The following is a 19,232-nucleotide window of genomic DNA, read 5'->3' as shown; positions in this document are numbered from 1 at the left end:
CGCCGCCACCACGTCCTTCGGCGCCGTGCGATTCCCGCTCCTTCTGCGTCCGGTAATGACGCAAGCCCGTCTGCCAGCAGCGTGAAGAACGGAACAGCGGATAGCTTCGCTGTCTGTGATCGGTTCCGGCGATGGGACTGGCGTACCCGATCCTCCCCGCTCGCGGGGAGAGGGACCATGCGCAGCATGGTGGAGGGGGTTCGCCGCGCACGCTGCCGTTGCGTTTGTGGTGATCCCCCTCCACCATTCGCCTCGCGAACGGTCCCCCTCCCCGTGCCGGGGAGGACTTATTCCGCTTCGGTCGCGACCGGCGGATGCAGCCGCAGCCGCAGCACCCGCCGCGTATCCGCCGCGACGATCTCGATCTTCCAGCCCGAGGGGTGGTCGAGGCAGGTCCCTTCCTTCGGCACCTCTCCGGCGAGCACGAAGGCGAGGCCGCCCAGCGTCTCGACATCCTCCTCGACCTCGCCCAGCCGCGGGTCGATCAGCTCGGCGGCGTCCTCCAGCTCGGCACGGGCATCGGCCTCCCACGCACCGCCGTCCAGCGGCACGAACAGGTCGGTCGGCGCCTCGTCATGCTCGTCCTCGATCGCGCCGACGATCTCCTCGACCAGATCCTCGATCGTGATGAGCCCGTCGGTCCCCGAATATTCGTCGAGCACGATCGCCAGGTGGGTGCGGCTCGCCTGCATCTGCGCCAGCAGGTCGAGCGTCCCCATCGACTGGGGCACGTACAGCGGCTGGCGCAGCAGGCTGATCGCAGTCGGCGGCGGTTCCTCGCCCTTGGCCAGGATCGCGAACACGTCCTTCACATGGACCATGCCGACGATGGTATCCAGCTTCTCGCGATACACCGGCAAGCGGCTGTGCCCGGCCTCGGCGAACAGCTTCACCACCTCGGCAAAGGGGGTATTCTCCTCCAGCGCGACGATGTCGGCGCGCGGCACGCCCATGTCGCCCGCATCGCGCTCGCCGAAGTGCAGGATGTTGCGCAGCATCTTGCGCTCGATCGGCGACAGGTCACCCTTGACCGGCGCATCATGCTCCTCCTCGTGCGCGGCGATCACCTCCTCGATCCGCTCGCGCAGCGTCTCGCTCGATTCGCCTCCGAAGATCAGCGAGCGCAGGCCGCGCCATATGCCCCCTTCCGAGTTGCTACTGTCCCCGGGCGTGGTGCTGGTCGAAGCGTCGGCCATGATGGTCGTGTCAGTCCTCTGTGACGGGATAGGGATCGTGCAGGCCGAGTTCGGCGAGCGTCGAACGCTCGATCGCCTCCATGGCTTCCGCCTCGGCATCATTTTGATGGTCATGCCCTAGCAAATGCAGGCAGCCATGGACAATCAGGTGCGTGGCATGATCGGCAACGCTGATCCCGCGCTCCGTCGCTTCCGCCGCGCACACGCCATGCGCCAGCACGATGTCGCCCAGCAGCACCTCGCCGTCGTCGCTGTTCTGGGTGACGGTGTTCAGCAGATCGGGCTGGATCATCGGAAAGGACAGCACGTTGGTCGGCTTGTCCTTCTGACGATACTGCCGGTTGAGCGTCCGCACCTCGTCGTCGTCGGTCAGCCGCACCGCGATCTCGATGATCGCCGGATCGCTCAGCCACCCGCCCTGCGGCGTGCGCCCGATCGCGGCGGTCGCGGCACGGGTCGCCAGCGCCTCCCAGTCGGTGGTTTCGGGCCAGTCGGCCTCCGCCTGTACGGCGATCTCGATCATGCGATGTCGGTCCTTGCGAAATCGTCGCCCTTGTAGAGCAGGCGGGCGTCGTTGGTACGGGCACAGGCATAGGCGAAGCAATCGCCCATGTTGAGCGAGGCTTCGTGGCGCCCCTTGCCGTAGCGGTGATAGGCATCGAGCGCGATGCGCCGTTCGTCCTCGCCGATCGGTACGAGACGGAACGGGCGCGCGGTCGCAAAGGCCTCTACCTCGCGCCATGCGCGTTCAAGGCCGTATCCGGGTGCCTTGCGCAGCGACACGATCGCTTCCCAACACACCATCGGCGACCACAGCGGGTCGGCATCTTCCGCGATCGCGTCGATGAACCCGTCATGCCCCGGTTCCTGCGCGATCACCGCGATCAGCGCGGACGCATCGACGAACAGCGTCATCCGTCGCCCCACATCTCGTCGAAATCGGCCTTGCTCATCAGCGGCCCCATCGGTTCGGGCAACGGGTTGCTGGCACGATAGTCGCGGATCCAGTCGCGCCAGTTTCCGCGCCGGGCCTTTCCATCCAACTCGTCCTCGACCCGGCGCACGGCATCGCGCACGACCTGCGTCTTGCTGGTGCCCAGCCGCCTGGCGACGCGGGCCACCGCCGCGGCGGTTTCGGGGTCCTTGATGTACAGCGAGGCCATGTGCCGCTCCGGATAGTATATCCCGCAAGCTAATACGGGATATACCGGGGTTCAAGCATCCTGCCCCTCATAGGCCTCGACGATGCGGCCGACGATCGGGTGGCGCACCACGTCGCCCGCGCCGAATCGGGCAAAGGCCAGCCCCTCGATCCCCTCCAGCCGCCGGGTGGCGTCGGCGAGGCCCGATGCCTGCACCCCGCCGGGCAGGTCGGTCTGGTTCGGATCGCCGCACACCACCATCCGGCTGTTCTGGCCGAAGCGGGTGAGGAACATCTTCATCTGCGCGGGCGTGGTGTTCTGCGCCTCGTCGAGGATGACGAAGGCGTCGGCCAGCGTGCGTCCGCGCATGAACGCGATCGGCGCGATCTCGATCTCGCCCGACAGGATGCGGCGCTCGACCTGCTCGGCGGGCAGGCAGTCGTTCAGCGCGTCGTACAGCGGGCGCAGATAGGGATCGACCTTCTCCTTCATGTCGCCGGGCAGGAAGCCGAGCTTCTCGCCCGCCTCGACCGCCGGACGCGACAGGATCAGGCGCTGCACGCTGCCGGTGATGAGCTGCGCCACCGCCTGCGCGACCGCGATATAGGTCTTGCCGGTGCCCGCGGGCCCGAGCGCGAAGATGATGTCGTTGTCGAGCAGCTGGCGCATGTACGCCGCCTGCGCGACGGTGCGCGGCACGATCGTCTTCTTGCGCGTGCGGATCATGATCGACGGCGCGCCCTGCCCGCTCTCGGCGCGGAAGATGCCGTCGAGCGCAGGCTGCGCCGACATGGCGATCACCGCGTCGATCAGCCCCGGATCGACCGTCTCGCCGCGCAGGATGCGGCGGTGCAGTTCGTTCAGTACCTCGCGCGCATGCGCCACCGCCTCGGCCGATCCCTCGATCCCCACCCGGTCGCCGCGCGCGGTGATATACACGCCCAGCCGCTCCTCCAGCGCCAGCAGATTGGCGTCGAACTCGCCGAACAGGCGGGGGAGAAGCTGCGGCTTGTCGAAACTCACCTCGGCGCGGGCGCGCTGCCCGGCTTGGGCAGGAACGGGCTTGCGGCTCATGCGATCCTTTCGGCTGGGGGCTGACGGCGCGCGGGTCCGGTTCGGGGGAGGAATCGGACGGGATGGCGCGACTGCATCATCGGCAAGACTGGCAGATGGGGGCGCTGTGGGAAAGCGAATAGTGGTTCACGCGAAGGCGCGAAGGCGCGGGGAAGAAAGAAGGAAGAGTGTTCGCGCAGAGGCGCGGAGGCGCAGAGAGGTTGCGCCCGCCGCGCCGGCGGCTCTCCATCGCAATGGCAGCAAGCGAAAGGCTTCGCCGGACAGGCCGCCATCGCCACACGCTCAACCACTCCGCGCCTCCGCGCCTCCGCGCGAACCTCATTTTCTTCGTCGCGTCCTCGCGCCTTCGCGTGGATCAACCCTGCTTCAACGTCGCCATGTCGATCACGAACCGGTACTTGACGTCGCTCTTCTGCATCCGGTCATAGCCCGTCTCGATCTCGTCCATCGCGATCGTCTCGATATCGGCGGTCAGCCCGTGGTTGTAGCAGAAGTCGAGCATCTCCTGTGTCTCGGCGATCCCGCCGATCAGCGATCCCGCCAGCGACCGCCGTCCGAAGACGAGGTTCCCGACCGAGGGCGAGGGATGCGGCGTCTCCGGCACGCCGACCAGCGTCATCGTCCCGTCCCGCTTGAGCAGCGCGAGGAACTGGTCGAGATCGTGCGAAGCCGCCACCGTGTTCAGGATGAAGTCGAAGCTGCCCGCGTGTTCGCCCATCGCGTCGGCGTCCTTCGACACGATCAGGTCCTTCGCCCCCAGCCGCTTCGCATCGTCGCGCTTGTTCGGCGAGGTGGAGAAGACATACACCTCCGCGCCCATCGCCGCCGCGATCTTGACGCCCATATGGCCGAGCCCGCCCAAGCCGACGATGCCGACCTTCTGCCCCGGCCCCACCTTCCAGTGCTTGAGCGGCGAATAGGTGGTGATGCCCGCGCACAGCAGCGGCGCGACCGCCGCCAGGTCGGCCTCGTCGTGGCGGACCTTCAGCACGAAGTCCTGATCGACCACGATATGGTCCGAATAGCCCCCGAAGGTATGCCCGCCCAGCACCGGGTCCGGCCCGTTATAGGTGCCGACGAAGCCGGTGCCGGTGCAATATTGCTCCTCGCCCTCGTGGCACGACGGGCATTCGCCGCAGCTGTCGACCATGCAGCCGACGCCGACCGTATCGCCGACCGCGAACTTCGTCACCTCGGCTCCGACCGCCGTCACGGTACCGACGATCTCATGCCCCGGCACGCAGGGGTAGAGCGTGCCCGGCCATTCGCCGCGCGCGGTGTGCAGGTCGCTGTGGCACACGCCGCAGTAGCGGATGTCGATCGCGACGTCCGTCGGCAGCGGATCGCGCCGCTCGAACGAAAAGGGCGCGAGTTTCGCGTCGGCGGCCTGCGCGGCATAGCCCTGGGCGGGGGTCGTCATGGGTGCGGAATTCCATCGGCTGGGGAAAGATTCCCGCCTGCAATGCGGGGCGTCCGTTTTGGTTGCCGATACAATGTATCACGATATGGAATTTTCGGACGAGCCGCGCTCAATGCCCGCCGCTGCGCGAGAACAGGTTGATGACCGCCACCCCGGCGATGATCAGCGCCATGCCGAGGACCGCCGCCGCGTCCAGCTTCTGCCCCTGCCACACCCATGCGATGCCCGCGACCAGCACGATGCCCGCGCCGGACCAGATCGCATAGGCGATGCCGGTCGGAACGGTCCGCAGCGCCAGCGACAGGCAGTAGAAGGCGAGCGCATAGCCGACGACGGTCACGACCGACGGCCACAGCCGGGTGAACCCGTCCGTCGCGCGCATCGTCGAGGTGGCGACCACCTCCGCCAGAATCGCGATCGAGAGCCAGGCATAGGGCGACATGCGCCATGGGGTAGCCGGTTCCGGGCTCGGGAAGAAACCCCGTCCGTCCCGAGCCAAGTCGAGGGACGGGCCGCGATCGCTGTGCCCGGTGTCTCGACTTCGCTCGACACGAACGGTCAGTGCGCAGTCAACGCCCCTTGCGTCCACTCCCTGCAAACCGGATATGCCGCCGCGTGCCCGCCCTTCTCGCCCTGCTCGCCGGCCTGACCTCGGCCCTCGGATTCGCGCCGCTCGAATGGTGGCCGGTCACGCTCGCCGCCTTCGCGCTGTGGCTGTGGCTCGTCCACCGCGCGCCGACGCTCAGGGCCGCGCTGTGGCGCTCGTGGCTGTTCGGGGTCGCGCATTTCACGGTCGGCAACAACTGGATCCAGCACGCCTTCGATTTCCAGGACCGGATGCCCCCGGCGCTCGGCTATGTCGCGGTGGTCGGGCTGGCGCTGTATCTCGCGAGCTATCCGATGCTGGCCGGTGGCCTCGCGTGGCGGCTCGGACGGCGTGGCGACCGGCCGGACATCGCCTTCGTGGCTGTCGCCGGGGCGGCATGGATCGCGACCGAATATCTCCGCGCGGTCGTGTTCACCGGCTATGCGTGGAACCCGATCGCGGTGATCTGGGTGCCGACGCCGCTCAGGGCTCTCGCCGCCTGGACCGGCACCTACGCCCTGTCCGGCCTGACCGTCGTCGCGAGCGCCGCGCTGCTCCTGCCGCGCCCGAAAGTGCGGGCCGGGGTGATCGTTGCCCTCGCGCTGCTGATGCTGGTGCCGGGCGACATCCGCGTGACCCGCCCGCCGGTCGCCGACGACGCCCCCCGCGTCCGCGTCGTCCAGCCCAATTTCCCGCAGGAGGCCGTCCGCAGCCCCGGCTATGACGCGCGCCTGTTCGACAGGCAGATCGCCCTGTCCGGCCGCCCCGACCGCGCCCCGCGCCTGATCGTCTGGCCCGAAGGCACGGTCAATTTCTACCTCGAGGACGGCTATCCGCCCGCTTGGTACGACCGTCCGCCGCTGCTGACCCGCGCCGCCATCGCCAGCACGCTGGGCCCCCGCGACGCCGCGCTGGTCGGTGGCACCGCGCTGATGTTCGGGCGCGACGGGCAGGTCGCGGGGGCAGGCAATTCGGTGTTCGCGATCACGCCCGACACCCGCATCGCCGGTCGGTATGACAAGGCGCATCTGGTGCCCGGCGGCGAGTATCTGCCGCTGCGCCCGATCCTCCAGCCGCTCGGCCTCTCCCGCCTCGTCATGGGCGACATCGATTTCGTCCCCGGCCCCGGACCCGCCACCGTCTCCGTGCCGGGCTTCGGCGCCATCGGCATGCAGATCTGCTACGAGATCATCTTTTCGGGGCAGGTCGTCGATCGTGCCCACCGCCCCGCGCTGCTCTTCAACCCGTCGAACGACGCATGGTTCGGCGCCTGGGGCCCGCCGCAGCATCTGGCGCAGGCGCGGCTGCGCGCGACCGAAGAAGGCCTGCCGATCCTGCGCGCGACGCCGACCGGCATCTCTGCGGTCATCGACGCATCGGGCCGGGTGCTGGCGCATATCCCCGCGAACCGCGAAGGCGCGATCGAGCTGCCGATCCCCGCCCCCCACGCGCCCACGCCCTTCGCCCGGATCGGCAACCTCGCGGCGCTGGCGATGATAGTTCTGCTTGTCGGCCTCGCGATTGCCATCCGCCGTCGCCCGCGCTAGGGCGATGACATAAGGAAAGCTTTATATGCGGCATGGCAACGGCCGCGCGCTTTCCCTCTAACCAGAGGAAGTCCATGCGTTCCAATTACCTCTTCACCTCGGAATCGGTATCCGAAGGCCATCCCGACAAGGTCGCGGACCAGATTTCCGATTCGATCGTCGACCTGTTCCTGTCCAAGGACCCCGAGGCGCGCATCGCCTGCGAGACGCTGACGACCACCCAGCTCGTCGTCCTCGCCGGGGAAATCCGCTGCAAGGGCGTGTTCGAGAACGGCGAATGGGCCGCGGGCGCTAGGCAAGAGATCGAGCGCACCGTCCGCGAGACCGTGAAGGCGATCGGCTATGAACAGTCGGGCTTCCACTGGCAGACCTTCCGCTTCGAGAACAACCTGCATGCGCAGTCGGCGCATATCGCGCAGGGCGTCGATGCCAGCGGCAACAAGGACGAGGGTGCTGGCGATCAGGGGATCATGTTCGGCTTCGCCTGCGACGAGACGCCGGACCTGATGCCCGCCACGCTCGACTACAGCCACAAGATCCTCGCGAAGATGGCGGCGGATCGCCATTCGGGCACCGCGCCGTTCCTCGAACCCGATGCCAAGAGCCAGGTTACGCTGCGTTTCGAGAACGGCAAGCCGGTCGCCGCGACCGCGATCGTCGTCTCGACCCAGCATGCGCCGGGCTATGACGAGGGCGAGAACGAGGCCGAGCTGCACGCCTACGTCAAGTCGGTCGTCGCCGACGTGCTGCCCGCCGAGCTGCTGTCGGATGCCACCGAATATCATATCAACCCGACCGGTTCGTTCGAGATCGGCGGGCCGGACGGCGATGCGGGCCTGACCGGCCGCAAGATCATCGTCGACACCTATGGCGGTGCCGCCCCGCACGGCGGCGGCGCGTTCAGCGGCAAGGACCCGACCAAGGTCGATCGCTCGGCGGCGTACATCACCCGCTATCTCGCGAAGAACATCGTCGCGGCGGGCCTCGCCAGGCGCTGCACGATCCAGCTCGCCTATGCCATCGGCGTGTCGAAGCCGCTGTCGCTCTATGTCGACACCCACGGCACCGGCACCGTTGCCGACGATGCGATCGAAACCGCGATCGCGGGGATCGAGAAGCTGGGCGGGCTGACCCCGCGCGGCATCCGCACCCACCTCGGCCTCAACAAGCCGATCTATCGCCCCACCGCCGCCTATGGCCATTTCGGCCGCAAGCCGGAGGGCGACCTGTTCCCGTGGGAAAAGACCGATCTGGTGGACGAACTGAAGGCGGCGCTCGCGGCGTAAATCCCGCTCGACAGCATGGCCTTTTTGCGGGAGGTTCGTCGGCAACGGCGGACCTCCCGTTTGCATTGGGGGCCGCGCGACAAGGGGGAGCGCGAAGCGATGCGGCGGATGGCACTGATGGTCGCGGCGTCGATCGCGGCGACTCCCGCCGCCGCGCAGGTGGCCGACGAAGCCGCCACCCTTGCCGCCACCGCCGCGCGCGGACGGCTGATGGCCGCCTATGACCGCGCGGCATGGCTCGGCACCGACGATGTGCAGGCGCGTCTGACCGACTGGCGCGACCGGCTCGGCGGGTGGATCGTCGACGGCCCGGTCGAATCGCCCACTATCGTCTTCCACGACCGGTCGCAGCCGCCGCGCGCGCTCTATTCGGCGCGGCTGGAACGCGGGAGCCTGACCGGTGCGACGCTGGTGCAGGGCGATGCCGCCGTCCTCGCCCCCGAACGGCTCCGCCTGATCGCCGCACGCGACGCGGCGGGGAAAGCGATGGGCGCGGCGGGCGTCCGCCCTTGTTCCAGTGCGTTCAACACGGTCGTCGTGCCGCCCGCCACGCCGGACGGGCCGACCGCCGTCTATTTCCTGTCGGCGCAGGCGAAGGCGAACGACCTGCCCGTCGGCGGCCATTTCCGGGTCATGGTCGCCGCCGACGGCACCGCAGGCGCACCGCACGCCTTCTCCAGGGGCTGCATGACGCTCTCGCCCGACGGCAAGGCGAAGGCAATCGCGGTCGGCGTCGTCACGACGCTCACCGGGCCGCTGCCGAACGAGGCGCATGTCTTCGTGGTCGAGGCATATCGCAAGCCGCTGCTGGTACTGGTCCCCGGCCCGCCGCAGCGCGGATTCATGGTGGAGCCGGGGCGGCCGATCGCGCCGTTCGAGCTGAACCGGGCGAAGGGGGGACGGTAGGACCGATCGACACCCGGCGGCAAACGATCGATTTCGTCATTCCCGCGCAGGCGGGAATCCATAACCGCGACGGCCTGCGATCGATTCGGTACGTCGACGCATAGGGGCTCCCGCCTGCGCGGGAGTGACGAATTGGGGGTACGGGGTCGGCGCGCCGGGTGTCGATCTGGCCGAATACAGCCCCCCGCTGGCGGCGGGGCATCGAGCAAGGGGGAATGGCATGCGAAGGACATTACGGGCAACGGCGATCCATGCGGCGCTCGGCATGATGCTGGCGGGATCGGTCGCTACGGCACAGACCGGGCCGGAGGTGGTCGCCGCCGCGCCGTCCAAACCCTATCGCTTCCGCCACAGCGGGATGGTCGCGCCCGCCATGCTCGACGGCCTGCCGCGCACCGTGGTCAAATCCTATGGCGAGAACGAACTCGACCTGTCGGCGGGCTATTCGCGCGAGAACGAGTTGCTGACCGTCTATGTCTTCCGCAACGTCAGCGGCGGTGTGCCCGTCTGGTTCGATCGCGCCCGCTTCGCGATCGAGCAGCGCAGCGCGGAGTACGGCACCATCACCGCCGCCGTCGCGCCCGCCGCCTTCACGCCGCCCGGCCAGTCGAGCGCCAGCGGCCTGATGGGCGCATGGTCGATCAGCAAGCCGCCCTATCGCGGAACCGCCCTCGCGTTCGTGCCGATCGGCGAATGGTATGTGAAGGTCCGCTACAGCTCGGCGATCCATGACGGTGCGGCGCTGGCCGCACGGCTGCCCGCCGTGCTGGCGGCACTGACGTGGCCGAAGCGGATCGCCGCCGCGCCCGCAACCGCCCCGGTCGCCGATTGCGCGACGCCGCTGTCGTTCCCGACGATGGCCGAACCGGTGCGCGACGCCAAGGCGCTGGGCATGGCGGCGATCACCAGCGGCGTGGTCGCCACCGCCGCGATGCAGGAGCGCGCCAAGGCCGGGGCCGTCACCTGGTGCCGCGATCCCGTCCCCGCCCCGGTCGGCGGCCTCTACCGCGCGAACGGCGCGACCGACGCCTATCTGCTGGCATTGAGCGATGCGGGGCGCGGGATCGGCGTCGCACCCGACGGCATCGGCGAAGCAGTCGGCAAGAGCGAGGGCAAGACGGTTCGCCAGTGGAACGTCGCGCTCTACGAACTGAACAAGGTCATCAACTTTCCGCCGATGACCGCCCTGCCCCGCCCGGACCAGCTCGTCGACCTCCTGCGCGGCCCGGCGATGTCCAGCGCCAGCACCTGGGGCAGGAAGACGCAGATCGACATCAACCCGGCGTTTCTTAAGGACGATAACGAGAAACCGTCGCCAACTCCCTGATTTGCATCGCAGAAGTGCTTCACGAGACCCCGTGCGGCAGGGCGTTGTGCGCAACCTTCGCAACCTTCGGGTCCGTGGCGGCATCGATCAGCCGCGCCGCCAGTGCCTCCGCCGCCCAGCCGATGACCGCGCCGACTGCGACATCGATCGGGAAATGGGTACCGCGCGGAATCTGGATCGCGGCGATCCCTGCGGCGGCGGCATAGGCCGGGCGCGCGGCACCGGGATATTCCCGCGCCACCGCCCGCGCCACCGCCACCGCCCCTGCGGTATGGCCCGAAGGAAAGGAATTGTGCGGCCCCTCGTCCCGCTCGCCGGGCGTCGGGCGATGCGCCTGCCGCGACGTGAACAGCCTGGGGCGTGCCCGGTCGATATTGTGCTTGATCGCTGCCTTCGCTCCGGTGGCGATCCCGTGCGCCAGCAGCATGCGGAACCCGGTCCGCGCCAGCCGCCGGTCGCGCAGGCCCAGCCCAAGCGCGATGGTGGCAAGGTTGATCGTCACCGTCGGCGGCTGGTCGGCGACCTCGCTCAGCCAACCTGCCACCTTGACCACCGGATGATCGGCAAGATCACGCGCGACCGCCTGCCCCGCCGCGATATCGGCGTCGATGACCCGTTTGGCTTCCCGCTTCGCCTGCTGCTTCTTGCCCAAGACCGTTTCTCCCATGCCCCGAACCCGCCGCAGGGCGCTTGGGTCCGTGGCAAAGTGTTGCCGTTTGCGCAGGCGCGGCCTAATCCCGCGCGCCATGAACGATCCCACCACCATCCGCCGCCTCTATGGCCGGCGTCAGGGCCACAAGCTGCGCATCGGCCAGGCGGCGCTGGTCGAGGAACTGCTGCCGCGCGTGTCGGTGCCCGACGACGGCCCGCTCGACGCGATGCGCCTGTTCGGCGACGGCCGCCCGGTCGAGGTCGAGATCGGCTTCGGCGCCGGCGAGCATCTGGCCGGACAGGCAGCGATGCGGCCGGGACACGGCTTCATCGGCTGCGAACCGTTCCTCAACGGCGTGGTCGGCGCGCTGAACCACATCCGCGACGACGGGCTCGACAACGTCCGCCTGCACATGGGCGACGCGCTGGAGGTAATCGAGCGCCTGCCCGATGCCTCGCTGGAGCGGGTGTATCTGCTCCACCCCGATCCCTGGCCCAAGGCACGCCATGCCAAGCGGCGGATGATGAACCACGGGCCGATGGACCTGATCGCGCGCAAGCTGCGCATCGGCGGCGAATTCCGCCTCGGCACCGACGATCCGACCTATTGCCGCTGGGCGATGATGGTGATGGACCAGCGCCGCGACTTCGCGTGGCAGGCCCGGACCGCCGCCGATTTCCTGACGCGCCCCGCCGACTGGCCCGAAACCCGCTACGAACGCAAGGCGCGGCGGCAGGGGCATGAGGTCTGGTATTTCAGGTATATTCGACAGTAAGCCGCCATTTTTGACGGTCATCCGCCCCTTTACCTCAGTAGCGCCATCACCTAGCATCACCCCTAGCAATCACGGATAACGCGAGCGTGATTGCTAGGTGATTGCCAGCGGAGGCGCAGGACATGGCGACAGGCAAGGTCAACAAGCGGAGCGTGGACGCTCTCAAGCCGGGGGCCGGTGTGTCGTTCCTGTGGGACGACGACCTAAAGGGGTTCGGCGTGAAGATGACGCCAGCCGGGGCGCTGTCCTACGTCCTGCAATACCGCATGGGCGGGCGCGAGGCCAAGACGCGGCGCTATACCATAGGAGCGCATGGGTCGCCGTGGACGCCGGCCAGCGCGCGCACGGAGGCCGAACGCCTGTTGGTGCTGATCGCCCAAGGGACCGATCCCAGCGAGGCCGACAAGAAGCGTCGCGACGATGCGGTCAACCTTGCCTTCTCTGCCTACGCCGATCGCTTCCATGCCGCCTGCAAGGGCGACGGCTGGCGGGGGCTGGTGGCGCGCTGCTTGCGGCTCCACGCTAAGCCGGTGCTTGCCAGCAAGGCGCTTCCGGCAATCACGAAGGCCGATGTGGTCGCGGTGTTCGACGCCATGCCAGCCGACCAGCAGGCGAACCGCCGCAATGTGTTCGCCGTGCTGCGCCGCCTGTTCCGTTGGGCGATCGGGCGCGGCGATCTGGACCGCTCCCCGATGGAGGGTATGGAAACGCCCCCAGCCGTTCGGGCGCGAGATCGGTGGCTATCCGACGATGAGCTGGCGCGCGTCTGGAACGCTACCCCAGCCTGCCACCGCTGTTTCGGCCCGATCGTCCGCCTGTTGATCGCGACCGGCCAGCGGCGGGAGGAAGTCGGCGGGCTGGACTGGTCCGAACTGAACCGCGCCGATCGCCTGTGGCGCATTCCTGGCACCCGCACGAAGAACGGGGAGCCGACTGCGGTCCCGCTCAACGATCTGGCGATTGCCGAACTGGACGCCGTGGCGAAGGGCGACAAGTGGCCCAAGCGCGGACGCACCTTTGCCACCGCCAGCGGTGAAGCCTTCACCGCCTATTCCAAGGGTAAGGACAAGCTGGATGCGACGGTTGCGGCTGACGGCGGCGATCCCCTGCCCGCTTGGCGGCTGCACGACCTGCGACGGACCCTTGCCACTGGCCTGCAACGGCTGGGGGTTCGGTTCGAGGTGACGGAGGCTGTCCTAAATCACGTCGGCGGATCGCGTGCCGGTGTGGCGGGCGTCTATCAGCGGCACGACTGGAAACAGGAGAAGCGCGACGCCCTCGACGCATGGGGGCGGCACGTTGTCGCTTGCCTGTCGGGCGTCGGTGATGAGACAAACGTCGTCCCGCTCGCCGCAAGGCGGGCGTGATGCTGGGGCGGCTAGGTTAGCTCCCGAACGATCGGTTTCCGCCCGATCTGCCGCCCCTTCATATCAGCGGACGCCTACGGAGGGCGGAATGGGCGATGTGTTCCTGCATGTGCCGGAACGGTTGGCGGGCTATCCAGTCACGCTAGACGAGGCGGTCGGCGTGCTTCTCAAGCGCGTCTATGGGGCGGACTTCCGCCTGTGGACGCCAACAGACAAAGCCGTCGAGATGGCGCAGCGGATTTGGGAGGGCGTCTGCCTGAACCTTGCCACCAACGATTTGCACAGCTTCGCCCAGGCGGACGATACCGGGTCATGGTATCGCATCCCATCCGAGTATTGGGGCGATTGGTGGTTGTTGTCGAACCACATCAAGTGGTCGCCGCCGTCCGCCCTGCTCCCGATCGCAAAGGTTGATTGGGTGCCCGATCATCTGAACGGCGCAGCGGTCGTTGTATGGCAGGCGGACGTTGATAGGCTCGCTGACACATGGGACGCAGCGTATGCCCGCTACAAGGCGGTGCAGGACGATCAGCAAAGCGAGCGGGACGCAGGGCAGGAGGCGGTCGAAACGCCCAATAGCATTGCCCCCCGGCCAGCAAGTCAGGAGCGACTGCGGAAGTGGATCACCGCTCGCAACGCGGACGGATGGTCGCAGACGAGAATCCTCAAGGAAGTTTCGGGTGCGTTTCCCGACAATGAGGTGCCGGGTCGTTCGACACTGGTTGCTTTTGACGTGGAGGCCCGGAACGAACTCGGCCTAGAGCCTCGGAAAGTAGGACGGGGAAAGAAGGGCAAATAGATAATTCGCAGCCGATTATTTCGGGGAATTTCGGGGGATTAGACGGCGAATTTTCCGGCAACGATGTTCATTCCACACCACGCCCAATCATGGGCCGGTGTGGATGAACACAATGGAAAACCTTCTCACCACTAGCCAAGCTGCACCGCGTGTCGGTGTTTCGCCGGGCACGCTGGCCAACTGGCGGGTTCAGGGCGTCGGCCCGAAGTTCATCCGCGCTGGCGCTCGCATCGCTTACGACCCAGCCGACATTGAGGCTTGGAAGGCTACTCGCCGCGTCGGCTCGACTTCCGAGCAGGTGGCGTGATCCATGGGCCTTGCAACGTCGCGGGTAACGCAGCCCGTTAAGCGAAAGGGCCGCGCGGCTGGCACCGCACGACCCCCTCAGAACATTGCTTGCAACAGCGGCACCTCAGATAACATCACGGCCCTTCGCAGGCAACGGCTTGCGCCGTTCGGCCTGTCGGATGTGCGCGCCGATCTGGTGGCCTCTCTCGCATGGGGGGCGCTGCAATGACGCCTGTAGCAAAAGTCGCACTGGCGCTGCTGAGCGCCAACAACCCGCCCCTGAGCCGCAAGGCCGGGTCGTTCCTTGGACAATTGGTGGTGGACCCTACGCCGCTGACGGAGAAGCAAGCCGCATGGTTTGCGACCCTGCTGGAACGTGCGGGCCTGCCTCCTCTCGCCGATGGAGGCGACCTGTGACCTATCCGACCGAAAACAACCATCGCGGCGTAGAGACCAGCCGTGAAGCTGCCGAGATGGCCGCGCCAATGTCGAGCCGTCTGCGCGCTATCGTGCACGGCATCCTGTTCGAGCATCCCAAGGGCCTGACGGTGGAGGAAGTCTGCGCGATTGCGGACATGCCCCGCTACTCGCTTCAACCACGCCACACCGAACTACTTAAGCTGGGCATGATCCGGGACACCGGCGAACGCCGGTTCAACGAGTCCGGCGCGCGGGCGATCGTCTGGCGAGCGACCGTTCTTGACCGGATGGAAGCGCAGGCCGGGGGGATTCGTGCCATGGAGGAACAGCGACTGCGTAACGCCCGCCGCGCCGAATGGGAGCGGACGACGGACGACGGGTTCGAGGTACCCGGTAGCGCCCATGTCGCTCCCCATCCGGACGCGAAAGGCGGTGCGGCATGATCCCGGCAACCGATCTGCGCATGACAAGCGAGAAGATGCCGGTGGGCAAGGGCTTCGCCGTCGTGTTCCGCATGGAGGGCGGGCGACTGGACGTGGAGTGGCTTCCCCGGGTTCCCGGTCCGCGTCGCGGTCGCCAGTGCCTCCCCGCCTACCGGCTGGCACGGAACGAGTTTCTGCGCCGCGTTGCCTTGAAAACGGGCCTTAACGTCGCGGTGATCGAAGCATGAGCGCGCAGAAACCTGCGGCTTGGCCCGCCCGCGCCATCGTCCTGCGTGAACTCCCTGCTGGCGGCTGGGCACCCGTCCTGCACGGCTCGCTGGTCGCGAGGAACGATCCCCGCCGCAAGCCCGACACGGCGCTTGATCTGGTCGGGGCTATGTCCCGCGCTCGGGACTGGCACGCCCGCGACGGCCTGCCGGTGTTGATCCAGCCGTGTGGCTCGCAACCGCGCGTCATGGATCGTCGCGAGCGTTGCCAGTGGGAGCGGACCGGCCAGCGCCCGAAACAAACCCTAGCCGCGATCCTCGACGGCACGATCCATGTCATGCGCGAGCATGGCGGGTTCACGGTCTGCCACGAGAGTAGCGGCGGCAATAGCTGGGGCGAGATCCTTGGCCCGTTCGACCAAGCCGCCCACGCTGTCGCCATGGCCCATCAGTTGAATAGCGCCCGATACGGCGGCGGCTGCGAAGTCGCTGTGTGCCATTCCGCGCTCGCCGAAATTGAAGGGGAAAGGCAATGACCCGCTATCCGAGCGGCACGACGTTGCCGCCTGAACTGCGCACCGCAATTGATCGGATGCGCGCCGATTATTCCCTGTCCGCTGTCGCCGATCGCGCAGGCGTGAAGCTGCACCGGGCCGGGAACGAGTGGAAAGCCTGCTGCCCGTTTCATGCCGATCGGACGCCCTCGTTCACGATCTACAGCGGGGACCGCCGGTTTATGTGCTTTGGCTGTGGCGCTGAGGGCGACGTGTTGGACTTCATGCAGCGCGCTTACCGAGTCGGGCTGGTCGATGCCGTCCGTATGCTCGACAGCGGCGCGCTGGGGGCGATCGAAGCCCCAGCCACTACCGAGCGGCCCCGCAAAGACCTGTCGCGGCTGGTGGCCCGTATTTGGGGCGATGCGGTTTCGATCGCGGGCACCCCTGCCGAACGCTACCTGCGCAGTCGCGGTATCGACATGGCCTTTCCCGACTGCCTGCGGTTCGCGCGGCTGGCGCCGCCCACGATCGAAGGGAACGGCCTGCTGGCGGCGAATGGTCCCAAACCCCTGCCGGTCATGCTGGCGCTGGTGACAGGGCCGGAGGGCACGCATCCGGCGTTGCAGCGGACCTATCTCACGGAGGACGGTCGCAAGGCAGCGGTGATCCCCACCGAACAGGACCGCAAGCCCAAGGTGAAATACAGTCTGGGGAACGTCCGTGGCGGTGCGATCCGGCTGGGGCCAGCGTCGGGCAGCATCGTCGTGACCGAAGGGTTCGAGGACGGCGCAACCATCGCGCAGGCGCTTGGCAGGTCGGTGTGGGTCGCGGCTGGAACGTCCATGCTCCCGCACATGCTGTTCCCCGACGACGTGCGCGCGGTGGTGATCGGCGCGGACGGCGACCAGCCGGGCCGGGTTGCCGCTGAGAAGGCCGCGACTGCCTATGTCGAACGCGGGCTGTCGGTCCGCATCACGCCGCCGCCCCAACCGCACAAGGACTGGAACGAGTGGTTGCAGGCGCGGCGTAGCGGGGTGGCCGCATGAGCGCCGCCGCTGATATGGAAGCCCGGTTCAGGGACACGCCGCCTTTCGAGGCACCGCCGTTCACCGATCGCTACCCCAGCCGGGCTACAGACGCGGAATGGCCCCAGCCGGATATGTCGATGGTATCGGAAAAGCGGTTCCCCGCGCCGACGATGCCGACCACTCTGTTCGGCGATCTGTGGCCGCTGGTTTCCGACCTGGCCGAAGGTGCAGGCGCGCCGGTCGATTATGTTGCCCTTGGCGTGATCGCCGCCGCCGCCTCGTTGATCGGGGCGAAGCGACGGGTGCAGCCGTTCGAGTCTGCGCCACAGTGGCAGGAGCCTTGCGTGTTGTGGGTCGCGCCGGTTGGCGACCCTTCCTCGAACAAGTCGCCTGCGATCGATGCGGCAACGGGACCGCTGCGCGGTATCGAGAAGGACCGCGCCGAAGAACATAAGCAACAGGTGATCTATTGGCAGACGACTGCCGAGCGCGCGAAGGCCGAACGGGCGCAGTGGCAGGCGCAGGTGAAGGAGGCCACGAAGGCCGGGGAGGCAACGCCGCCCATGCCCGAAGCGGCAGACGAACCGGAGCCGCCGCACCGTCCGCGTTTGATGGTACAGGACGGCACCCCGGAGGCGGTAATCGAGATACTGTCGGGTAACCCGAACGGGGTTTTGCACCTTCGCGACGAGCTGGCCGGGTGGCTGATGAGTTTCGAGCGGTATTCGCCGGGAGGCCGGGAGTTCTGGCTAGAGGCTTATGGCGGGCGGCACTTCACGGTTGATCGCAAGAGCAATAGGGCGGGCGCGGTATCCGTACCCTTCAACGGGGTTACGGTGCTAGGCGGCATCCAGCCGGAAAAGCTGTCCGATTGCCTTCTGGCGACTGCGGACGACGGCTTGGTCGCCCGCTTCCTGTGGGCATGGCCGGAACCGCGTCGGTATCAGCGCCCGCGCAACATCGCTGATATGGGGTTGCTCGATACGATCTATCGGACCCTTGCCGGTTTGAGCGCGCGGACTGAGGAAGGCGGCGCGATCGTTCCCGATGTGCTGATGCTGTCGCCGGAAGCGGGTACGATCTTTGAAGCGTGGATACGCGACAACGACGATGCGAGCAGCGACACGGCGGGGCTGTATAAGGGGTTTCTCGGCAAGCTGCGCGGTATGGTGCTGCGCCTCGCGCTGGTCGCTGAAATGCTCGCTTGGGCCAAACGCGGCGGGCGGGAGCCGGATCGTATCGAGGCGACGACGCTGGTTGCCGTGCTGGAGTTCGTGGACAGCTACGCCAAGCCATCCGCGCTTCGCGTGTTCGGCGATGCTGCGTTGCCGATCGATCAGCGCAATGCCGCGCAGTTGGCCAAGCTGATCGTTCGCGAGGGATGGGATCGGATCAACGCGCGCGACCTGTTGCGGTCGGGCCGACTGTCCAAGGCGGACAAGGCAGCGGACGTGGACGCGGCAATCGAGTTGCTGACTGAGGCGGACTGGCTGCGGCCCGCCCCATCGCGATCGGGTGGCACGATCGGACGTGCCAAGAAGGAGTTCCTTGTGAACCCGGTCGTCCATGGTGCTGGCAATGCCTAGCTGGCGCGAGGTCGCGGCATCGCTGCTGGAACCGCAAGGGGCCGGTCCTGTACCGGCTTCACCGCCGCGCCAGCCGCGCCGATACAGCGATCTACCGTCCGACATAGCCGAAGGGCTGGAAAGCCTGCGCCGCGTTCCCACGGGCCGTTTCCGGGGCGATACGACGGCATGGGCGCGTGTGGTGGACGATGCTCATACGCTCGCCCTCGACGGATGGGCGGGCAAGGCGCTGGCGCTGGGATGGTCTGCCCATGACGTGTTCGGGATCGGTCGCCGCGATAGCCTCGACTTCGCCGGATTGGCGGTGTGGCTCGACGGGCGTGAAGTCGTGGTGATGAACGCGGACAGGGCCATGGTTCGGGATCGCAGCGGCATGGCGTGTTTCGAGCGTGGCGGCTGGGGGCATGGTCGGGATGCCTGCGCCGATCCCGGCTTGCTGTGGCAATTCGGGCGATGACACAGCCTATCGTCACCTATTGTCCCTATTGTCACAGCGGCGTTTGTCTCTCTCGCGCCTCCCGCGCGCGGGGCGTAACCGAAATAAGTCCTCTATCTATCTATATACCGTAAGCGTGGCCTGAGGGCCGCCTTGCCCGTTTGGCCGTAGCCGGGATGCTTATCGTCTTTGACGAGGGCGCGGGCGGTGCGGGAAGTTTTCGGTTCTGAGACTGGTCGTACGAGCGCTCG

At 67.5% G+C, this 19,232-nt stretch carries 23 protein-coding genes; 15 read left to right on the top strand and 8 right to left on the bottom strand.

The window, feature by feature from the left end; all coding sequences use genetic code 11:
• Window positions 1-287: 287 nt before the first annotated feature.
• The 7 genes from ABLE43_RS10475 to ABLE43_RS10445 all read right to left on the bottom strand — a co-directional run bounded on the left by ABLE43_RS10475 (window position 288) and on the right by ABLE43_RS10445 (window position 5,274).
• Entirely contained in the window at window positions 288-1,196 is a 909-nt protein-coding gene (locus tag ABLE43_RS10475) for a hemolysin family protein (protein ID WP_348978448.1), read from the bottom strand.
• Between the two features lie 10 nt (window positions 1,197-1,206).
• Window positions 1,207-1,719 (bottom strand): rRNA maturation RNase YbeY, encoded by a 513-nt coding sequence (ybeY, locus tag ABLE43_RS10470; RefSeq protein ID WP_348978447.1) that lies wholly within the window; start codon window positions 1,717-1,719, stop codon window positions 1,207-1,209.
• Window positions 1,716-2,111, bottom strand: a complete 396-nt coding sequence (locus tag ABLE43_RS10465) for a type II toxin-antitoxin system VapC family toxin (protein ID WP_348978446.1) — start codon at window positions 2,109-2,111, stop codon at window positions 1,716-1,718. The genes ybeY and ABLE43_RS10465 overlap by 4 nt, the downstream gene beginning before the upstream one ends.
• A complete protein-coding gene (locus ABLE43_RS10460) occupies window positions 2,108-2,359 on the bottom strand; it encodes a type II toxin-antitoxin system VapB family antitoxin (protein ID WP_348978445.1) in 252 nt (83 codons plus the stop codon). Before ABLE43_RS10460 ends, ABLE43_RS10465 begins: the two co-directional genes overlap by 4 nt.
• Window positions 2,360-2,410: 51 nt before the next feature.
• The gene (locus tag ABLE43_RS10455; protein WP_348978444.1) at window positions 2,411-3,412 is read right to left on the bottom strand and encodes a PhoH family protein; all 1,002 of its coding nucleotides are present in this window, start codon (window positions 3,410-3,412) and stop codon (window positions 2,411-2,413) included.
• A gap of 355 nt (window positions 3,413-3,767) precedes the next feature.
• Window positions 3,768-4,832 (bottom strand): NAD(P)-dependent alcohol dehydrogenase, encoded by a 1,065-nt coding sequence (locus ABLE43_RS10450; protein WP_348978443.1) that lies wholly within the window; start codon window positions 4,830-4,832, stop codon window positions 3,768-3,770.
• Window positions 4,833-4,941: 109 nt separating this feature from the next.
• Window positions 4,942-5,274: an SMR family transporter gene (locus ABLE43_RS10445; RefSeq protein ID WP_348978442.1), complete on the bottom strand. Its 333-nt coding sequence runs from the start codon at window positions 5,272-5,274 to the stop codon at window positions 4,942-4,944.
• 173 nt (window positions 5,275-5,447) lie between these two features.
• On the opposite strand from ABLE43_RS10445, the gene lnt reads away from it, so the two are divergent.
• The 4 genes from lnt (at window position 5,448) to ABLE43_RS10425 (ending at window position 10,484) form a co-directional block, all read left to right on the top strand.
• Window positions 5,448-6,965, top strand: a complete 1,518-nt coding sequence (gene lnt / locus ABLE43_RS10440) for an apolipoprotein N-acyltransferase (protein WP_348978441.1) — start codon at window positions 5,448-5,450, stop codon at window positions 6,963-6,965.
• Between the two features lie 74 nt (window positions 6,966-7,039).
• Window positions 7,040-8,251 carry a methionine adenosyltransferase gene (gene metK / locus ABLE43_RS10435; RefSeq protein WP_348978440.1) on the top strand — a complete coding sequence of 404 codons (1,212 nt, stop codon included), beginning with the start codon at window positions 7,040-7,042 and terminating at the stop codon, window positions 8,249-8,251.
• 108 nt (window positions 8,252-8,359) lie between these two features.
• Window positions 8,360-9,157, top strand: a complete 798-nt coding sequence (locus ABLE43_RS10430) for a hypothetical protein (protein WP_348978439.1) — start codon at window positions 8,360-8,362, stop codon at window positions 9,155-9,157.
• A 220-nt stretch (window positions 9,158-9,377) separates the two neighbouring features.
• Window positions 9,378-10,484 carry a hypothetical protein gene (locus ABLE43_RS10425; RefSeq protein WP_348978438.1) on the top strand — a complete coding sequence of 369 codons (1,107 nt, stop codon included), beginning with the start codon at window positions 9,378-9,380 and terminating at the stop codon, window positions 10,482-10,484.
• Window positions 10,485-10,503: 19 nt separating this feature from the next.
• On the opposite strand, the gene ABLE43_RS10420 is transcribed toward ABLE43_RS10425, so the two are convergent.
• On the bottom strand, window positions 10,504-11,151 hold the full coding sequence (locus ABLE43_RS10420; protein ID WP_348978437.1) for a phosphatase PAP2 family protein: 648 nt from the start codon (window positions 11,149-11,151) through the stop codon (window positions 10,504-10,506).
• A 79-nt stretch (window positions 11,152-11,230) separates the two neighbouring features.
• Between ABLE43_RS10420 and trmB the strand changes: the two genes are divergently transcribed.
• The 11 genes from trmB to ABLE43_RS10365 all read left to right on the top strand — a co-directional run bounded on the left by trmB (window position 11,231) and on the right by ABLE43_RS10365 (window position 19,002).
• Entirely contained in the window at window positions 11,231-11,911 is a 681-nt protein-coding gene (gene trmB / locus ABLE43_RS10415; protein ID WP_348978436.1) for a tRNA (guanine(46)-N(7))-methyltransferase TrmB, read from the top strand.
• 122 nt (window positions 11,912-12,033) lie between these two features.
• The gene (locus ABLE43_RS10410) at window positions 12,034-13,278 is read left to right on the top strand and encodes a tyrosine-type recombinase/integrase (protein ID WP_348978435.1); all 1,245 of its coding nucleotides are present in this window, start codon (window positions 12,034-12,036) and stop codon (window positions 13,276-13,278) included.
• An 88-nt stretch (window positions 13,279-13,366) separates the two neighbouring features.
• The gene (locus ABLE43_RS10405; RefSeq protein WP_348978434.1) at window positions 13,367-14,077 is read left to right on the top strand and encodes a hypothetical protein; all 711 of its coding nucleotides are present in this window, start codon (window positions 13,367-13,369) and stop codon (window positions 14,075-14,077) included.
• A 112-nt stretch (window positions 14,078-14,189) separates the two neighbouring features.
• Window positions 14,190-14,384, top strand: coding sequence for a helix-turn-helix transcriptional regulator (locus ABLE43_RS10400; RefSeq protein WP_348978433.1), 195 nt, complete (start codon window positions 14,190-14,192; stop codon window positions 14,382-14,384).
• A 206-nt stretch (window positions 14,385-14,590) separates the two neighbouring features.
• Window positions 14,591-14,782, top strand: a complete 192-nt coding sequence (locus ABLE43_RS10395) for a hypothetical protein (RefSeq protein ID WP_348978432.1) — start codon at window positions 14,591-14,593, stop codon at window positions 14,780-14,782.
• Window positions 14,779-15,228 (top strand): hypothetical protein, encoded by a 450-nt coding sequence (locus ABLE43_RS10390; RefSeq protein ID WP_348978431.1) that lies wholly within the window; start codon window positions 14,779-14,781, stop codon window positions 15,226-15,228. Before ABLE43_RS10395 ends, ABLE43_RS10390 begins: the two co-directional genes overlap by 4 nt.
• Window positions 15,225-15,455: a hypothetical protein gene (locus tag ABLE43_RS10385; RefSeq protein WP_348978430.1), complete on the top strand. Its 231-nt coding sequence runs from the start codon at window positions 15,225-15,227 to the stop codon at window positions 15,453-15,455. The genes ABLE43_RS10390 and ABLE43_RS10385 overlap by 4 nt, the downstream gene beginning before the upstream one ends.
• Window positions 15,452-15,970, top strand: coding sequence for a hypothetical protein (locus ABLE43_RS10380; RefSeq protein ID WP_348978429.1), 519 nt, complete (start codon window positions 15,452-15,454; stop codon window positions 15,968-15,970). The genes ABLE43_RS10385 and ABLE43_RS10380 overlap by 4 nt, the downstream gene beginning before the upstream one ends.
• A complete protein-coding gene (locus tag ABLE43_RS10375) occupies window positions 15,967-16,977 on the top strand; it encodes a DUF7146 domain-containing protein (protein WP_348978428.1) in 1,011 nt (336 codons plus the stop codon). The genes ABLE43_RS10380 and ABLE43_RS10375 overlap by 4 nt, the downstream gene beginning before the upstream one ends.
• A complete protein-coding gene (locus ABLE43_RS10370) occupies window positions 16,974-18,545 on the top strand; it encodes a DUF3987 domain-containing protein (protein WP_348978427.1) in 1,572 nt (523 codons plus the stop codon). The genes ABLE43_RS10375 and ABLE43_RS10370 overlap by 4 nt, the downstream gene beginning before the upstream one ends.
• Entirely contained in the window at window positions 18,538-19,002 is a 465-nt protein-coding gene (locus tag ABLE43_RS10365) for a hypothetical protein (protein WP_348978426.1), read from the top strand. Before ABLE43_RS10370 ends, ABLE43_RS10365 begins: the two co-directional genes overlap by 8 nt.
• Window positions 19,003-19,232: the final 230 nt, after the last annotated feature.

Source organism: Sphingomonas silueang, assembly GCF_040049155.1.
Taxonomy (GTDB): Bacteria; Pseudomonadota; Alphaproteobacteria; order Sphingomonadales; family Sphingomonadaceae; genus Sphingomonas; species Sphingomonas silueang.
Note: the sequence above shows the minus strand (reverse complement) of the source record. Positions and strands in the feature narration are given on the sequence as shown.

Bases quoted from the DNA above. Each gene is read 5' to 3' on its own strand.
- ABLE43_RS10445 (WP_348978442.1), bottom strand. From the start codon at position 5,274: ATGTCGCCCTATGCCTGGCTCTCGATCGCGATTCTGGCGGAGGTGGTC.
- ABLE43_RS10420 (WP_348978437.1), bottom strand. From the start codon at position 11,151: ATGGGAGAAACGGTCTTGGGCAAGAAGCAGCAGGCGAAGCGGGAAGCC.
- ABLE43_RS10385 (WP_348978430.1), top strand. From the start codon at position 15,225: ATGATCCCGGCAACCGATCTGCGCATGACAAGCGAGAAGATGCCGGTG.
- trmB (WP_348978436.1), top strand. From the start codon at position 11,231: ATGAACGATCCCACCACCATCCGCCGCCTCTATGGCCGGCGTCAGGGC.
- ABLE43_RS10370 (WP_348978427.1), top strand. From the start codon at position 16,974: ATGAGCGCCGCCGCTGATATGGAAGCCCGGTTCAGGGACACGCCGCCT.
- ABLE43_RS10410 (WP_348978435.1), top strand. From the start codon at position 12,034: ATGGCGACAGGCAAGGTCAACAAGCGGAGCGTGGACGCTCTCAAGCCG.
- ABLE43_RS10460 (WP_348978445.1), bottom strand. From the start codon at position 2,359: ATGGCCTCGCTGTACATCAAGGACCCCGAAACCGCCGCGGCGGTGGCC.
- ABLE43_RS10395 (WP_348978432.1), top strand. From the start codon at position 14,591: ATGACGCCTGTAGCAAAAGTCGCACTGGCGCTGCTGAGCGCCAACAAC.
- ybeY (WP_348978447.1), bottom strand. From the start codon at position 1,719: ATGATCGAGATCGCCGTACAGGCGGAGGCCGACTGGCCCGAAACCACC.
- ABLE43_RS10430 (WP_348978439.1), top strand. From the start codon at position 8,360: ATGGCACTGATGGTCGCGGCGTCGATCGCGGCGACTCCCGCCGCCGCG.
- ABLE43_RS10365 (WP_348978426.1), top strand. From the start codon at position 18,538: ATGCCTAGCTGGCGCGAGGTCGCGGCATCGCTGCTGGAACCGCAAGGG.
- ABLE43_RS10425 (WP_348978438.1), top strand. From the start codon at position 9,378: ATGCGAAGGACATTACGGGCAACGGCGATCCATGCGGCGCTCGGCATG.
- ABLE43_RS10405 (WP_348978434.1), top strand. From the start codon at position 13,367: ATGGGCGATGTGTTCCTGCATGTGCCGGAACGGTTGGCGGGCTATCCA.
- ABLE43_RS10400 (WP_348978433.1), top strand. From the start codon at position 14,190: ATGGAAAACCTTCTCACCACTAGCCAAGCTGCACCGCGTGTCGGTGTT.
- metK (WP_348978440.1), top strand. From the start codon at position 7,040: ATGCGTTCCAATTACCTCTTCACCTCGGAATCGGTATCCGAAGGCCAT.
- ABLE43_RS10450 (WP_348978443.1), bottom strand. From the start codon at position 4,832: ATGACGACCCCCGCCCAGGGCTATGCCGCGCAGGCCGCCGACGCGAAA.
- ABLE43_RS10455 (WP_348978444.1), bottom strand. From the start codon at position 3,412: ATGAGCCGCAAGCCCGTTCCTGCCCAAGCCGGGCAGCGCGCCCGCGCC.
- ABLE43_RS10475 (WP_348978448.1), bottom strand. From the start codon at position 1,196: ATGGCCGACGCTTCGACCAGCACCACGCCCGGGGACAGTAGCAACTCG.
- ABLE43_RS10465 (WP_348978446.1), bottom strand. From the start codon at position 2,111: ATGACGCTGTTCGTCGATGCGTCCGCGCTGATCGCGGTGATCGCGCAG.
- ABLE43_RS10375 (WP_348978428.1), top strand. From the start codon at position 15,967: ATGACCCGCTATCCGAGCGGCACGACGTTGCCGCCTGAACTGCGCACC.
- ABLE43_RS10380 (WP_348978429.1), top strand. From the start codon at position 15,452: ATGAGCGCGCAGAAACCTGCGGCTTGGCCCGCCCGCGCCATCGTCCTG.